We start from the raw sequence: 15756 nt of genomic DNA, 5'->3' as shown, positions 1-15756 counted from the left end.
AAATGGTTTCGCCTACTTGTCGAGAAATGCTTAAACTATCTTCATCCAGTTTACTATTATCCCGCCCACCTACTTATTTAATATTTGTGGAATTGGTGGCGTCGGTAAAACAACCTTACTGGGACGATTAAAAGATGCCCATGTCAACGAAGTTGATTTTCTAGAGATTTGCTTTGCGAAAACTCGTGAGATCGAAACCCCGCTAAAATTGATGCGGAAGCTACATCAGCAGGCGATCGATCTTTTGGGTAGCCAAGCGATCTCCGATCGGTTTACAGAGCAGGAGCGGCAGTTTGAGGAAACTTTATTTGAGTTGAGCCAAAAATCGATCGATGGCACGGCAAGTAGCAGCGAAGAAGCAAAGAAGATTACAAGCTGGTTTGAACGATCGATTTGGTCGGGGGTAATCGGTTTGACAGCCACAACGAGTAAGCCGATTACCTTTGATGTTTCAGGTGCAAGTTTTTTGGCATCAGCGGCGATAGGAGAGGATGCAGAAGGTTTGCAAGAATGGATTCAGCAGCGAGTGCGAAATCACCCAGCAACAAAGGATCGATCGGATCTAAAGGATTTGATGTTGGAACCTGTCTCTAAGCTAACGCAGGCATTTGCAAATAGTATGATGCAGATCGCACAGACTAGAGGAAGATCTCTGGTGCTAGTTTTGGATACTTATGAGAAAGCACAATCTTACCTAGATCGATGGCTGTGGCAATCTTTAGTCGAAGATACTTCCCTGTCTTCTGGGTCTGTGAGACTTGTCGTTGTAGGGCGGAGATCTCTACAATCTGATGAGAATTGGCGCAAGCTCCATCAAGATCGGAAGTTGCTTCATGAGACACATCTGACTAAATTTAGTAAGAAAGATACAGAGGAATATCTCAAGCAAATTGGGATCGAACATGGTGGTACACAAGCCAAAATTTATAAGGCAACAAAAGGTCTGCCCTATTATTTGAACTGGGTACGAGATCGAAAAGAAAAAGGCTTAGAACCTGACTTTTTCCAAGGGAATCAAGCGATTGCCGAACTGCTTCTACAGGGACTAGATACTCCCCAACAGAAAGTTTTACAAGTAGTTGCTTGTTGTCGGTGGTTTGACCGATCTATGATTCGACATTTGATAGAGAGTGATGTCTTCGGATTGCAACAAGATGCTAACAACGCAGAAATTTATTTTGAATGGCTGAAACAATCTGATTTTGTGGAGCATACAAAAGGTCGCTACTGTTTAGATGATGTGGCGAGGGATGTCTTTAGGCAGTCATACTTTCAGGACGATCGAACTAAGTTTCGTAAAACTAATGCTCTGCTTGCTGACTACTTTAAGCAACAAGCGGATGAACTTTTCGATGTTCAATGTCTTTTACCAGAGTCATATGAAGATGAGGACTGGCGAGGAGCGATTATAGAATTTCTCTATTATGGTCTTTTTGGCAAGGGAAAAGAAGGATTAATACAATATATCGAACATGTGTTTGCAGCAGTTTATCTGCGTTATCCAGATGTATTTAGTATTCCTTTTGCTTTCATTCAGGCAGAGATGAATGACGAGAATAAAGATTTACTACACAATGCAACGACCAAATTTTTCAATGACTCATCAATGGGTATTATTTTTGCTTCACATGCTCTACATGTTTATCCAATAAATTACGAGTTCAATTCTGAAGATAAAAAACCGTTTTCGGAGCGGAGAAATGAAGAAATTTCACGACAAATAGAGATATCTATTCAGCATTTGTTAGGACATATTGGCGATCTCAGACATGGCTTAGGCAAATGTGTTGGATTGATTTATAAGTCTTTACGAGACAACGAATCAATTGAAAAAATCGATACGCTAAAAGAATCAAAAAAACAGTTAGATAAATTACGCGATCGCTGTCCCAATCGAATAATAATAAGCATAGCTTCAAATATTTGCAATTTACTTATGGATGAAAAGTCTTATAAAGATTCTCTGAATTGCTATCAAATAATGGTGGAGCTGGATAGAGAAAATACAACCATCTTTATTGGTCAAGGTTTTGCATTCTTAAATCTGAAGCGATATGAGGAGGCGTTGGAAAGTTTTCAGAAAGCGATTGAAATCGACCCTACATCTGTAGAAGCTTTGACCAATCTAGGAGTTACATTTTTAAATCTCAACCAAGATGAAAAAGCAATTATAAATTTACAAAAAGCAACCGATCTAGATTCCAATTTTATTAATGCTTGGCTAAGTCTAGGAAATGCACTTATTAATTTAGAAAGATATGAAGAAGCATTAGTAAAATCACAAAAAGCAATCGAAATCAATCCTAAATCTGTAAATGCTTGGAATATTCAAGGGTCTGCCTTATTTGGATTAGAGGAATATGAGAAGGCATTAGAAAGTTATCAGCAAGCAATTAACCTAGATCCTAATTCTGTGGATGCATTGACAAATAGAGGAGCTACTCTAATTAATTTAAATCAACAGGATGAGGCATTAGAAACTTCTCAGCAGGCAATTAGCCTAGTTCCTGAATATGTTAATGCTTGGATAAATAGAGGAACTGCTCTTCTTAATCTAGGACAACATGATGAATCACTAGAAAGCTATCAAAAAGCAATTAATGTCGATTCTGAATCTATCGATGCTTGGGTAAATAGAGCTACGGCACTTATTAGGTTAGGACGACATGAAGAGGCATTAGAACATTGTCAAAAAGCAATTGAAATTAGACCTAAATCTATTAAAGACTGGATAAACATAGGAATTGCTCTTGTCAAATTATCTCGATATGAAGAGGCACTGGAAAGCTATGGTCAAGCAATAAAACTAAGTCCTAAATCCCTTGATGCTTTTAATCGCCAAGGCTATACCCTACTTGGGATAGAACGATATGAGGAAGCATTGAAAAGTTATCAAAAAGTGGTCGATATCAACCCTAAATCTTCTAATGCTTGGATAAATAAAGGACTTGTACTATCAAGACTAGAAAGATACGAAGATGCTCTAAAAAGTTACCATAAAGCAACTGAACTCGATCCTAAATCTGTTAAGGCTTGGATAAATCAAGGATATGCACTATATGAGCTAGAACGATATGAGGAGCAATTAAAAAGTTCTCAGATGGCAATCGATCTCGATCCTGAATCTATTGATGCTTGGATAGAGCGAGGGGTTGCTTTATCTGAGTTAGAGCAATATGAGAAAGCATTGGAAAGTCATCAAAAAGCGATCGATATCGATCCTCAATGTGCTAGTGCGTGGAACCGTCGAGGCGTTGTATTACTTGCTTTAGGGCGTTATCAAGAATCTCTTGTTGCGTGCGATCGTGCTTTTGAAATCGATGGCATTAATTTCGATACCCTGAACACTCAATCGCTAACGTTAAGTCTTCTCAAAAAATTTGAGGAAGCTATTACTGCCATAGATCGATTAGATTAGAATCAAAAAAAGTTTTGCTCAGGGCTAATCGTGGCATTATTTTGGCAAGAGCTAGTCGATACACTGAAGCTCTTATCGAGTGCGATCGAGTAATTGAACAAGCTCCTAATCATGAGATTGGCTATTATGCTAAAGCTTGCTATCATGCCTTGCAAGATGAGGTAGATCTGGCAATCGAGAACTTACAAAAAGCGATCGATATTAAACCGCGTCTTTGCAGAAGGGAAGCAAAACATAACCCAGATTTCGATCGTATTCGTGATAATGAGCGATTCCAAGAGTTGGTATATCGGGAAGGGTAATGCTTGCCAGAAACCAGATGCAGTCCTAAAAGGGAAGTATCAAGGAAAATTAAATCTGGTAATATCGTCAAATTCTGCTTGTTATTGCTCCACAGCCCCCAAACTCTTCAGCGTCGCGATCGATCCCTCGGTCAGTCCAGTTATCCCTATAATATTCATCCCCTCATACAGTCGATCGGGTCGGAACATCCTCACACATTCACCTGTTTTGATATCCCACAAGCGAATGGTTTCGTCATGAGAGCCACTGACGAGAATTTGGGGTTGTGTCTCGATCGGTCGAGCTGGATCTACAGGGAGGAAGCATACCGATGTCACGCCGCTGGTATGACCTGTGAGGACATGAAAACACTCTTCAGTAGAGACATCCCACAGTCTAATCGTGAGATCGCTCCGACCGCTGGCGAGGATCTTGCCGTCGGGACTAAAGGCAACCGCACCGAGAATCCCCGTATGGCCGCATAATGTCTGGTAACACTCCCCGGAATCGGCATTCCACAGCTTGACGGAACTATCGTGACCGACAGTAGCCAAGAGATGCCCTTGGGGGTCAAACGCAATCGAGTGGCAGTGGTGGCGTTGCCGCTAGAGTGCAAATATGCCAAAATCGCATGGTGCGATCGAAGCCGATGCTGATGAGGATGAGTTGTTTGCTGCCATCTTGCTGGGGAGCGATAGTAAATGCTATTTTCCAAATTTGGTCTTGATGTCCCTGCAATACTTGGAGGCATTCTCCCGTCTCCACCTCCCAAATCCGAATCGTCAGATCGTTACTGCCACTCGCTAGCAGTTGCCGATCGGGGCTAAAACTGATACTCGTCACCTCGGCGGTATGCCCGACTAAAGTTCGCACGCATTCGCCCGTTTGCCAGTTCCAGAGTTTAATCGTAGAGTCGAAGCTGCCACTAGCGATGAGATCTGCTTGGGGGCGTACGCCAATTGTAAACACGATGCTGGTATGTCCGGTCAGAGTGCGCAGACAATCACCCCGTTCGAGATCCCAACTTTTGAGGGTACAGTCATGAGAGCCACTGACTAGCAACCAGCCAGTCTCAGCCAGCGGCGAGGGAATAAACTTCATTTCTCTAGATTGCGCGTCGTGTCCGGTCAAGGTGTTCAGGCATTCCCCACTGCTGCCATCCCAAACGTAGAGGGCGCGATGTTCGCTAGATGTGCTTCCTGCGAGGAGTTTACCATCTGGACTCAGCGCCAATCCCCACATCGAACCATCTAACTTTCTCGTCTCTAAGCAAGTGCCCGTAGTAACATCCCAAAACCGCAGCAGCGAGTCGATACCACCGCTGACTAAAGTTCGGCCATCTTGACTGAAGGTAAGTGCAAAAATAAAGGTAGTATGTGCCTCGATCGTCAGTAAGGGTTGCCCTGTTGATGCTTGCCAGATGTGGATCGTACCATCTTCACCACCGATCGCCAGCCGATCGATATCTGTATTAATTGCCAACGAATAGGTAGGCCCGATCGTTTCGGCAAACTGACAATCAATTATCTGGGCACCGCTCAAATTAACTCGATGCAGCGGGACAGTTTGCAAGCAAGCCTGCCGGATTGCCAGCTCGGTAAAATCGTAACCAGTTAAATCGAGCTGGAGTTGGTGCATTAAGTTAATCAGATTCCCCGCTCCATAGCTGACAGATGCAATTTCTGAGTTTTTAATTGTTGTTAAAATTTGCCGCATGTGTCGATCGAATATTGCCGCCGAGCGAAACTGTTGCCACACGCGATCGGCGATCGGTTGTAAGATCGTTCGCACTTGACTTTCGCGCACGTAATCTCTGGCCGTAGCTTGAATTAAAGCATAGGAATTAAATGTCAAAAGATCGGGATCGACCGTCTGAATTTCCTCACAGATACGATCGATTAACCGTTCGGTCGTGTATTCCATGACGACAGGTTGTTGAGTAAACCGACCATTTTTTTGCTCGATTAAACTGCGCCGCGATAGAGATTCTAATGTTTCCATCAGCCGTTGTTTGGGCACAGAGGGGACGATATCTGTCTGTAATTTGGCGATCGTTACCCACTCCCGCTCGATCGATAACCAATTCATCACTTGTCGTTCCAGCGGCATCAATCGATTGAATTGCCGATCGAGCAACCGCCGAATACCATTAAAAATTGTCGTTTCTTCGCTGACAAAAGCATCGACATTGCCATCGAATAGTTCTCGAATTGAGGTCGCGACAATCTTCAGAGCCAAGGGATTGCCACTATAAACTTCAATCAGTTTGCGTCTGCCAATTGGCGATGGCAATAATCCGATCGCATCGAACAATCGATCGCTATCATCCTCTGGCAATCCCGCTAAGGCAAACGAGCGCACGGGTAAATTATCACCTTCGAGATTGGCGATCGTTTCCGGTTTCTCCCGACTGGTTAGCACCACACAACTCTGGTGCGCGATTTCTCCCACTTGACGTAATAGTTCGCCATAGGCTTCATAATCTGGGCGATACAGTCCGGTAAACTGTCCGCCCTGGAGAATTGTTTCGCCATTATCTAAAATCAACAGACACCGATGCTGGCGGAGGTAATGAATCAAGCGATTCAAAAGTGATGAAATCGGCAATGCAGGCAAGCTTTCACGCTGGCAAGAGAGGATTTGAATCAGATCGGTGAGTAATAACTCCAATGGTGGCGCGTTACGCAGGGTGCGCCAGATAATAAATTCAAATGACGTGTCGCTCTGAAGTAGTTGCTGGGCGAGTTTGACCGATAGGGCAGTTTTGCCAATTCCACCCATACCCAGAATGCCAACTAGCCGACAGCCATCGGCAGCAATCCAAGTTGCTAGCGTCGAAATTTCGGGATCTCTGCCGTAGAAAGTCGAGACATCGTTGGCGAAGCCTCTCGTCAGAGAATCGCTTCACCCCAATCGACGATTTGTTTGTTTGACTCGATCGGCCCCAGCGCAGACTCTGCCGCTGTGGGCGCGGGCCGATCGGGAGTACTTTGCTCCGCTGCGAGCTGCTCTGGACTGTGATAATCTTTGCGTTCCAACAGTAGATCGAAGGCCGCAAAAAACTGGTCGATGGTTAATTTGTCAACCCCAATTTGGGATTCCAACACGCGGGTAATCGTACTGACTGCTAGCTGCGTGCGTTCGCTGAGTTCTTCTAAGGTGAATCTATCGCCGTTATTACCCGCTTTCTCAAACTGTCGTCGGGCAGTTTCGAGTTTTTGTTGTCCGGTTGACGAGAGTACGACTCCTCGGCGGCGACTCTTTTTGGCGTTCATTGCAGTTGACAGAGTTACGAATGGCTGTATAGATACAACAGTATCGAATCATTTTATTGTAAAGAATCTAACGATCGCGATCGGCTGTTACCTTAATTTACTGACTTAAGTTTGACTTAAGCCGACGACCGCCCCAATTACCACAACAGCCAACGGCTGGCGATCGTGCAGATTAGTGAGATCCCCACTAGTGGAACTTCTTTTACAGATCTTGGCATTGCTTAAGTGCTTGCTTATCTCGATCTATCTCCTCTGGTTCCAGTCGCGGTCTGGGTGGATACTAGGGACACGAAAGAGAAATACAGCGCATTGATGATGCAGGACGAGATCCCAGTCAATCGGTAATTCTCTGACGAATAACTAGCTGACAAGGAGCCTGAATGATGACTGCCACATTAATCCCTAACTTAACCGCTCGGCCTGCTTTGACAACTACAGTAGCAGACGAGATCGATCGCCAGTGGCAAACCCGCGTAGCCGCAGAATGTGCCCAGCAAACTGAAGCTAGCCAAGCGAGTATTGTCAATTGGCTGCTAGGCGAAGATCGCCAACGATTGGAAACCTTAGAGCCACGGGAGTTGCAGATCGCTCGGCAGGCAATGGATTATCAATGGCGCATCCTCAGCCAAAGATATCTCGGATTGCCACCCACACGGGCTTACAAGCACTTAATGCAACGCTTGGGTGGGGTGGCAGTCCTCGGCGAACAAATCCGCGCCTGGATCGCCCAAAGCAGCGATTGTCAGCGGACTGTCGTCGATGTCTTGCAAGAAATTATTCAAGAACTGTTGCAGAGCGATCGCTACATTCAGCAGCAACTCGCTTGGATTGGCAAATGTACCCAAAATCCTCGGTTGCGCGATGCCTTACTATTTGCCAGTGTTGAAGAATATTGTCTGCGCCCGATCCGCAATCGCCCGCTGATTGCTTATCGCTTTGTCAACTATCTTCGCCGTTCCCAAAGTGGGGGCGTGACCAGTATCGCAAAAGGAGAGCTAGTCAAATTAGTATCCGATGAAGTCATTGCCAATGATGACTCGACCTGGAGTTTGCTCGACGATCGATCTCAGGAGGAATACCTGCAACAGCAAGCCGGGGAAGAAATCCAAGTCCTCCGTGAGAACGTCAAAGCGGAACTGCGAGACCATCTAGTTGCCAAACTTGGTACCGAAGCTGGTGTCTGGCTCGATCTTTACCTTCAAGGACAAACTCCCGAAGCCATCGCCCAAGCGATGGGGCTGCCAATCCAACACATCTATCGCCTGCGCGAAAATATCAAATATCAAGCCGCTAAAGTTTTTGGGATGAAAGATCGATCGGAATTAGTAGCTCAATGGTTGCAGATCTCTCTTACCGAACATAATTTTGGGCTGACTGCCAGTCAGTGGGATAACTTGTGCGGGAGTTTGGCTCCCCTGCAACTCCAGATTTTAACTAGTATTAAAGCTGGTAGTTCGATCGAGCAAATCGCCCGATTGCTGCACATGCGCACTAACGAAGTCTTCAAAGCTTGGAGTCAAGTTTATTTAGTCGCCCAATCGCTTAGAACTAATTCCTAATTGCATCCAAACCCTGCTAAAGACCCAACTTTTTTAAAAAGTCGGGTCTTTGTCTGTTTCGGGACATTTGTTTTAGCTCGCGCTCTTTTATTACTTTTTGTAAAAATTCTGAAGGTGTCTGAAATCCGAGTTTGAATATTTGAAGTCAATCTTACAAGTAAAGAAAGTCAATCGAAACTCTGTTAGTTATTTTCTGATGCTTAGAAACAACTCGTAAATACTCAATATCTTTACATATCATTAAGCTTGGAGCGCATCATCATGACACTTACCATTACTCAACCAATCGGCTCACAACTCGCTCACCCAGTTAAATCGATCGCTAAACAAACCAAGCCAGTTCCGCCGCTGGGTCGCTGGTATACCGATGCCAATGGCAAACTAGTTTGCGGCTGGATGGAATCGGTCTAGTCTCGGTGCTTGGAGCCAAATTTATTTAGCCGATCGAGTAGTCAAAACTAATTCCTAATATTACTTTTTGTGAAAATTATCGGGTTTCTGGAATCATCGTTTTAATATTTGAAGTCAATATAACTAGCAAATAAAATCGATCGAAACTGTTTTTGTTCTTTCGTCGCGTCTAGAAACAACTCACAAATACTCAATGTCTTTACAATTCATTAATCTCGGAGCGCAGCATCATGACACTTACCATTACCCAATCAAACCACCCACAACCAGCTAATCCAGTTAAACCGATCGATAAACAGCCCGAACCATCCCGTCCGATCGGTCGCTGGTATACTGATGCAGATGGCAAACTAGTTTGCCGTTGGATAGAATCAGTATAGTAGCGGTGCTAAATGTGTCGATCGCGTTATTAGCTAAATCTAAATTGCAATTATATTTTCATCTAATCTATAAAGCGATCGGTACTAATTTTTCTGCATTATATTAGTTTGCTGTGGCGGCTGTACGAGTTGGGTAGTAGCTCCGCCAGTATTAGCCAATTGCAAAAAGGCATTGAGCGGGCCAAAATTGGTAGCATGAACGATCGCGGGAACATCGTACCCTTTGAGATCTACCGAACACTCTTTAAATACTCGATGTTTGCCCAATAACGGTGCTAAGTAACGATAGGTAGAAGCCCCGATGGCAATTTCGGCATTAAGTTCTTTGGTAATCGCTTCGAGCCGAAATGCCGCATTGACGGTATCGCCCAACGCAGTATAATCCGGTTGGTCGCCACTACCAGCATTGCCAATCATGGCATGACCAGTATTGATACCCGCACCAATTTTTAACTCAAAGGGTAATGGATATTGCTGGCTTAAATCTCTAGTCATCTGATTGAGGTCGTCTAGTGCCAAGAGAATATTCATCATCTCTTGTTTGGTGACAGTTTCCCCATTGTGAAACCACAACGCCATCAAAGCATCGCCGATATATTTATCTACCCAGCTCCCGCGATTGCGAATGATCGCGCCAGCATTGCGGAACCAAGCACTCATCACTTCCGATAATAAGTTTTCGTTGGTTTGGCGGGTAAGGATCGTAAAGTTGCGCATATCGACCACCATCACAGACATCAGCTTCCGCAGATGTAAAATAGACGTGACAGTGCCATCGAGAGTCCCTTCGGCATCCAATCCCAGCGTACCATCCGCTTTAGGATAGTGAAATTCAAATTCAGTTTGACCGAACGTAATCGTGTCCCCATCGTGGATGGTGACGGGAATACTCACTCTGCGACCATTGACAAAGGTGCCATTACTACTACCCAAATCGATCAGGTAGTGATCGCCCGCATCAGTGTATTGGATCATCGCATGGTTGCGAGAAATACAACGATCTTTGACTACAAATTGATTGTCATCCCCCCGACCGACAGTCCAGCAGTTGCCATCAGTTAATGATAGCTGGCGTTGACCGTTGTCAGTGTTAAGGATCAGATAAGGTGAGATGCCCTGGTTCACGGTTGGGTATAGATATGACGGTGAACTAGTGGATTGATGGTTGAGGAACTGCGGGCTGCACTAAATCGATCGTGGCGATCGTCTAGGCATAGCTGGCAATCCACAGAAACAAACTATCAACGACGATGGTGGTTAAAACTGCGCCACTGAAAGCGTACCAATGCCACTGTTTTGTTCCTAAAGGTATTATACCCACACCTAATAATAAATTCACGAGTACGACGGCCCAGGCAGTACCCCAAGGCGTGCGAACTTGGGCGATCGCTTGCTGTAAGATCGGCATGGCTAGGCTCGGCTCGACTTGCATTAGTTGTCGCCAATAGTCGAGCAAGCCGACTTGATAAAAATATAAATCGGTAATTGCGGTGCCGAGTAAAGAACCGAGGTAGAATAAGATGCCAATTTTATTAAACCCTCGCGACAATCCCCAAATTGCAAACGGTACGCCAATCGCTTCGATCGGTAAATGAATGGCTGGCTCCCACCTAAACCATCCCCAATAGATCGCTCCAGCTAGCCAACTCCAACTAAATCCGAGTAGCAAATCCCCCCAAATTTGGCTTTTGGGACGTTGGTACAAGATCGCACCCAGACAAACCCACGGGATGGTGAGAACAACGCTCAGAACTGGGTAGTGCCGCACTAGCGGAGCTTCGACAAAGACGGGAATGGAGACCAAAAATGCTGCTGCTGCGAATACGCTCCAAGTTCCCTGAAGTTGCCATCGCCACGTACCTTTCTTCTCACCGGAGTTATAACTGGAGTTAAGCAAAATATTAACGAAAGTGTTGACTTAATGTTTATTTATATAAAGTCATTATATGAGCGATCGAGTCGTGAATCAAGGCACCAAACCATGTCCGGCCTCGATTTTGGCACGTATTCGCCCGATCGAATCCCCGATCTGATTATGAGAGGTGACTCCCCGAGGCATTAATTTTTGTGACACAGAGCCGCGATCGGTAGGAAAATATCTATAGAAACATTCACAATTTAAGCAGCTCGATCGCAATTGCGATCGAAATCTAAAGCTTTATCAGGATTGAAGGATTTACAGGATTCGGTGATTCGGTGCCAATCTATGTCCCCACTCCCCGCTCCCAACTCCCAACTCCCAACTCCCAACTCCCAACTCAATGCTACTACCCTTTCGCGATCGAATCGATCGGCACAAGCTATTCAAGATCGGCATCGCACTAGGTAGTGGTGTCTTGATGGGGATGACAGTTGCACCCGTTGAAGCTTGGTATTTGGCTTGGGTAGCGATCGCACCATTGTGGTACTTACTGTGTCAACGCGATGCTCGTGCGCTAGTTTATGGCTGTTGTTGGGGCATTGGTTGCTACGGCTTGGCATTGAGTTGGATCTTTGGCATCCATCCCATGACTTGGATGGGCGTTCCTTATTTGGCTAGCTTGGGAATTGCTACTTTTTGCTTGACTTTTATCACTTTATGGGGTGCGAGTTTAGCAACTTTATGGTCGTTAGGTTTGCGGTTTATTTATACCTCAACACCTCAAATTAATCCCTTTGGTCGCGTAATTTTAGGGACGGTTTTATGGTGTGGATTGGAAGAATTATATAGTCTGACAGATTTGTGGTGGTCGTCATTGGCAATGACTCAAAGTCCGCATAATTTAGCCATTCTGCATCTGGGACAATTATCGGGGCCGACAACTGTTACTGGCGCGATCGTGTTTATTAATGGTTTAATTGCTGAAGGTTGTTTAGCCATCCTTGGCGGAGCCGCTGGGCACGAGCATCGCACTCGATCGGAGCGAAAAAGTCGCTCGGCATGGCCTTATTTTGGTACGGCGATCGCATCCATAATTATCTTACATGCGATCGGGTTTAATTTAGCAAATCGTCCATTATTACAACAAGCTGAATCTGCGATCGAGATCGGCATCATTCAGGGTAATGTTGGCAACGAAGTCAGACATTATCGCTCTGGATACGATCTGGCCATGGAAAATTATACTAAAGGTTATGTAGACTTAGCGCAGCAAGGAGTAGCGGCAGTAATGACGCCAGAAACAGCATTTCCCTATCGCGAAAGTGATATTAAAAATACACCTTTTTATCGAACGATTTTAGATAAAAAAGTTATGGCCTTTCTCGGTGGATTTGGCGAAGTGGGTAACAAAATTACTAATAGTATCTTGACGATCGATAGTACGGGACAGATCGTCAGTCGTTATGATAAGTGGAAATTAGTACCATTAGGCGAATATATTCCGTTCGAGCAATATTTAGGCAAACTTATCGATACAATTTCACCTTTAGAAGCGCATTTATTAGCTGGCAAATTTGCCCCGATCGTCAATACACCACTCGGTAATTTTATTTTTGGCATCTGTTATGATTCGGCCTATCCAGAGCACTTTCGCCGTCAAGCACAGACGGGAGAATTAATTATTACTGCTTCTAATGACGCTCATTATGGTGCGGCAATGCCAGCACAACATCACGCTCTAGATTTGATGCGAGCGATCGAAACCGATCGCTGGATGTTACGCGCTAGCAATACTGGTTATTCAGCAGTTATCGATCCGCACGGACGCACGCAATGGATCTCTAAACTCAATGAATTTGCCGCACACGCACATTTAGTTTATCGTCAAAATACCCAAACTTTATACGTTAGTTATGGTAACTGGTTGACACCACTATTATTCGCGATCGGGTTAATCTTATTCTTTAAATCTACACCATCGCTAAAAAATACAAATAATTGACAGATAAAAATGAGGGTAGGGGCAATTCATGAATTGCCCCTACCCTAAATTTCAGGATAATTTTATACCAAATCCATCGAAACCCTCCCGCTCCCCTCTCCAAATTTGGGGAGAGGGGCTGGGGGTGAGGGCTGAGGTTTGTACCGAATCCACAGTATTTAATTCAACTGTGAGACGAGCTGAACCTTCGGCTGAATAGCTTCTTGACTTAATTGTTGCAGATCGCTTTCGAGCATTAATTCTACTAATTGCTCGAAAGAATAGTCTGGTGTCCAGCGTAACTTAGCTTTAGTCTTGGCGATATTTCCAACTAATTGAATAGGTTCGTCGGGACGGTAAAAACTCGGATCGATGACGACATAATCTTGCCAATTTAAACCGACATAATTAAAGGCACATTGCACTAACTCTTTGACCGAATGAGTTTCGCCACTGGCAATAATATAATCATCTGGCTGCTCCTGCTGCAACATCAACCACATGGCTTTGACGGCATCTTTGGCATAGCACCAATCGCGTTGCGCATCGAGATTGCCGAGTCGGAGTTCTGACGCTAAACCCAGTTTAATCATTGCCGCCGTGCGGGTGATTTTCCGAAAGACGAATTCCGCGCCACGGCGGGGGGATTCGTGGGTATAAGTAATCCCGCAGCACGCATAAAGATTGTATTGCTGGCGGTAGTTAGTCGTCATCCAATGAGCGTAGGCTTTGGCTGCGCCGTAAGGATTGCGGGGGCGAAAAGCGGTACGCTCGTTTTGCGGAGATACATCTGGTTGCCCGAATACTTCACTACTAGAAGCTTGATAAAAACGTGCATCGGGATGACAGCGACGGATTGCTTCGAGCAGGCGAGATACACCTAATGCTGTATACTCAGCCGTGAGCGATGGTTGCGTCCAGGACGTGGGAATGTAGCTTTGCGAGGCAAGATTATAGACTTCATCGGGTTGCGAAATCGCGATCGCATCCATCAGGGATGTTTGATCTAGCAAATCTCCAGATATTACCTGAATTCGATCGCCCAAATGACCGATTCGATCGAGATTGCTACCGCTAGAACGTCTGACTAAGCCAAATACTTGATATCCTTTACCCAGTAACAGTTCGGCTAGATACGAACCATCTTGTCCAGTTAATCCGGTAATTAATGCTTTCTTCATAGTTGCCAGCAGCCCCCAACGGTGAGATAAGATCTGAATAGTCGTCAGTCTCAACACGCTCGACTGACAAGTCACTCAGTTATCTTGCCCACATTTGACAGATTTGCTAGCACGATCGAGAAGTTAAATTAATCGATCGTTGATAGTTGATAGTTGGGAGTTGGGAGTTGATAGTTGCTGGATTAAGGTACAGTCCTCTAGTTCTGATACATTCTTATCCCAACTCCCCACTGTGCGCTCCCAACTCCTAACCCCCAACTCCCAACTATTGGTTAGTGATACATCGCCAATGACAATCGAATAGATCTAGTGGCTGTTTAACACTGCCTAGTACGGGTATTGCTGGAAAGGGAAATAATCGATCGAATATTATCCCCGCTCGATCCTGACTCAATTGCACTAAATAAGTGGCGGGTGGCGCGCTTAGTTCTGTCAGCAGTCGCTCGCCAAACCGATACAGCGGTTGCCGATCCCGATTCGCTGCCATCCCACCGATAACCTCCCCATAAATTGGGTCTTTAGCCGTCCAAATTACAGGCAACCACAAGTTTCCACCATCGCCGACTTTGACATCGGTTGTGATGGCGGCTAGGTCGCGGAGTCGATCGATTTCTTGGCAAGATCTACCGATCGATCGACCCCAAAATTCAAAAGTTGGCGGGACATCTAATGTCAACGGGCAATAAATCGCCTTGGGATCGGCAACTGCTGGTAATTCCGCTACAGCTAAAAACTGCACCGAATCAACTAGTTCGCCGATGGCTCCCAACATCGCCACACCCAACCTTTGACTATCTGGAGTCTCATCCAGAATCACCACAGTTTTAGGCATGACTGAGGACTGTCAATGGCGGATGAGACTGCTGGAGTGCGATATTGGGTAAATCCAACTTCAGATCGGGTAACGATGATTCGAGATTTATCCCTCTAGCAGCGATGCGATCTGTGACGGCGACTAACTCCGCTTGAAGCTGGCGATTTTCGATCTGCAATGACATAATCTTGTTCTTAATCGGTGCTAACCGCTCGGCAAATTTGCGCGTATAAACCTTGGGTAGCTCCCGAATTACTTGCTCCAACATTTGTCCGCGTTCTGTTAGTTCGCGGATCGTTTGACGCAGTTGCTGGATCTCTAGATCCCTACGCTGAAGCTGTTCTTGATAAAAATGCACTTGCTGTTCGACGCCTTGCAATTGTTCGCGCAGCAACCGTACTTCCGCACGATAATCTCCAGCTACTTCTGGTCTGGGTGCATAGGGAGTGTTATCTTTGACTAGTCTAAACAGCTCTTGAGAGAGTTGGTGGACGAGTTTGTCGCGGGTATTGAGTTCTTCCCGAAACCGAGCGACTTCGGCTTTGAGTGTCGAGATATTGGTAGCTTGATTTTTATTCACGGGGGTTTCACCAT

The 15756-nt window shown here is 45.2% G+C and carries 14 protein-coding genes; 6 read left to right on the top strand and 8 right to left on the bottom strand.

Translation table 11 applies throughout. The annotated features are described in order from the left end of the window. Positions 1 to 211 precede the first annotated feature (211 nt). Together C7B77_RS09280 and C7B77_RS31880 are read left to right on the top strand one after the other, a co-directional pair. Positions 212 to 3418, top strand: a complete 3207-nt coding sequence (locus tag C7B77_RS09280) for a tetratricopeptide repeat protein (protein WP_106303218.1) — start codon at positions 212 to 214, stop codon at positions 3416 to 3418. A 14-nt stretch (positions 3419 to 3432) separates the two neighbouring features. Further along, positions 3433 to 3720 carry a TPR end-of-group domain-containing protein gene (locus C7B77_RS31880; protein ID WP_106303215.1) on the top strand — a complete coding sequence of 96 codons (288 nt, stop codon included), beginning with the start codon at positions 3433 to 3435 and terminating at the stop codon, positions 3718 to 3720. Positions 3721 to 3801: 81 nt separating this feature from the next. Here C7B77_RS31880 and C7B77_RS31050 read toward each other — a convergent pair whose 3' ends face one another. The 3 genes from C7B77_RS31050 to C7B77_RS31045 all read right to left on the bottom strand — a co-directional run bounded on the left by C7B77_RS31050 (position 3802) and on the right by C7B77_RS31045 (position 6975). Beyond that, a complete protein-coding gene (locus C7B77_RS31050) occupies positions 3802 to 4281 on the bottom strand; it encodes a WD40 repeat domain-containing protein (RefSeq protein ID WP_245894132.1) in 480 nt (159 codons plus the stop codon). Continuing rightward, positions 4271 to 6481 carry a WD40 domain-containing protein gene (locus tag C7B77_RS09270; protein ID WP_245894131.1) on the bottom strand — a complete coding sequence of 737 codons (2211 nt, stop codon included), beginning with the start codon at positions 6479 to 6481 and terminating at the stop codon, positions 4271 to 4273. Before C7B77_RS09270 ends, C7B77_RS31050 begins: the two co-directional genes overlap by 11 nt. A gap of 110 nt (positions 6482 to 6591) precedes the next feature. After that, a complete protein-coding gene (locus C7B77_RS31045) occupies positions 6592 to 6975 on the bottom strand; it encodes a hypothetical protein (protein WP_245894130.1) in 384 nt (127 codons plus the stop codon). Positions 6976 to 7355: 380 nt separating this feature from the next. Between C7B77_RS31045 and C7B77_RS09265 the strand changes: the two genes are divergently transcribed. The 3 genes from C7B77_RS09265 (at position 7356) to C7B77_RS29810 (ending at position 9325) form a co-directional block, all read left to right on the top strand. Beyond that, positions 7356 to 8534, top strand: a complete 1179-nt coding sequence (locus tag C7B77_RS09265; protein ID WP_245894129.1) for a HetZ-related protein 2 — start codon at positions 7356 to 7358, stop codon at positions 8532 to 8534. Between the two features lie 261 nt (positions 8535 to 8795). After that, positions 8796 to 8945: a hypothetical protein gene (locus C7B77_RS29815; RefSeq protein ID WP_181243783.1), complete on the top strand. Its 150-nt coding sequence runs from the start codon at positions 8796 to 8798 to the stop codon at positions 8943 to 8945. A 230-nt stretch (positions 8946 to 9175) separates the two neighbouring features. Further along, positions 9176 to 9325: a hypothetical protein gene (locus C7B77_RS29810; protein WP_181243782.1), complete on the top strand. Its 150-nt coding sequence runs from the start codon at positions 9176 to 9178 to the stop codon at positions 9323 to 9325. A gap of 84 nt (positions 9326 to 9409) precedes the next feature. Here the strand turns inward: C7B77_RS29810 and C7B77_RS09260 are convergent, their stop codons facing one another. Further along, positions 9410 to 10450 carry an adenylate/guanylate cyclase domain-containing protein gene (locus C7B77_RS09260; protein WP_106303212.1) on the bottom strand — a complete coding sequence of 347 codons (1041 nt, stop codon included), beginning with the start codon at positions 10448 to 10450 and terminating at the stop codon, positions 9410 to 9412. An 82-nt stretch (positions 10451 to 10532) separates the two neighbouring features. Then, entirely contained in the window at positions 10533 to 11222 is a 690-nt protein-coding gene (locus tag C7B77_RS09255) for a DUF3120 domain-containing protein (protein ID WP_106303209.1), read from the bottom strand. 364 nt (positions 11223 to 11586) lie between these two features. On the opposite strand from C7B77_RS09255, the gene lnt reads away from it, so the two are divergent. Next, entirely contained in the window at positions 11587 to 13188 is a 1602-nt protein-coding gene (gene lnt / locus C7B77_RS09250) for an apolipoprotein N-acyltransferase (RefSeq protein WP_106303206.1), read from the top strand. Positions 13189 to 13346: 158 nt separating this feature from the next. On the opposite strand, the gene C7B77_RS09245 is transcribed toward lnt, so the two are convergent. The 3 genes from C7B77_RS09245 to C7B77_RS09235 form a co-directional block, all read right to left on the bottom strand. Beyond that, positions 13347 to 14348: a GDP-mannose 4,6-dehydratase gene (locus C7B77_RS09245; RefSeq protein ID WP_106303203.1), complete on the bottom strand. Its 1002-nt coding sequence runs from the start codon at positions 14346 to 14348 to the stop codon at positions 13347 to 13349. A 265-nt stretch (positions 14349 to 14613) separates the two neighbouring features. Continuing rightward, positions 14614 to 15180 (bottom strand): hypothetical protein, encoded by a 567-nt coding sequence (locus C7B77_RS09240; protein ID WP_106303201.1) that lies wholly within the window; start codon positions 15178 to 15180, stop codon positions 14614 to 14616. Next, positions 15173 to 15756: Npun_F5560 family protein (locus tag C7B77_RS09235; protein WP_425430820.1), on the bottom strand; the 584-nt coding region annotated here is incomplete at its 5' end. The genes C7B77_RS09235 and C7B77_RS09240, both read right to left, overlap by 8 nt.

This window comes from Chamaesiphon polymorphus CCALA 037 (genome assembly GCF_003003845.1).
Classification (GTDB): domain Bacteria; phylum Cyanobacteriota; class Cyanobacteriia; order Cyanobacteriales; family Chamaesiphonaceae; genus Chamaesiphon; species Chamaesiphon polymorphus.
This window is presented reverse-complemented; position numbering and strand designations above follow the sequence as displayed.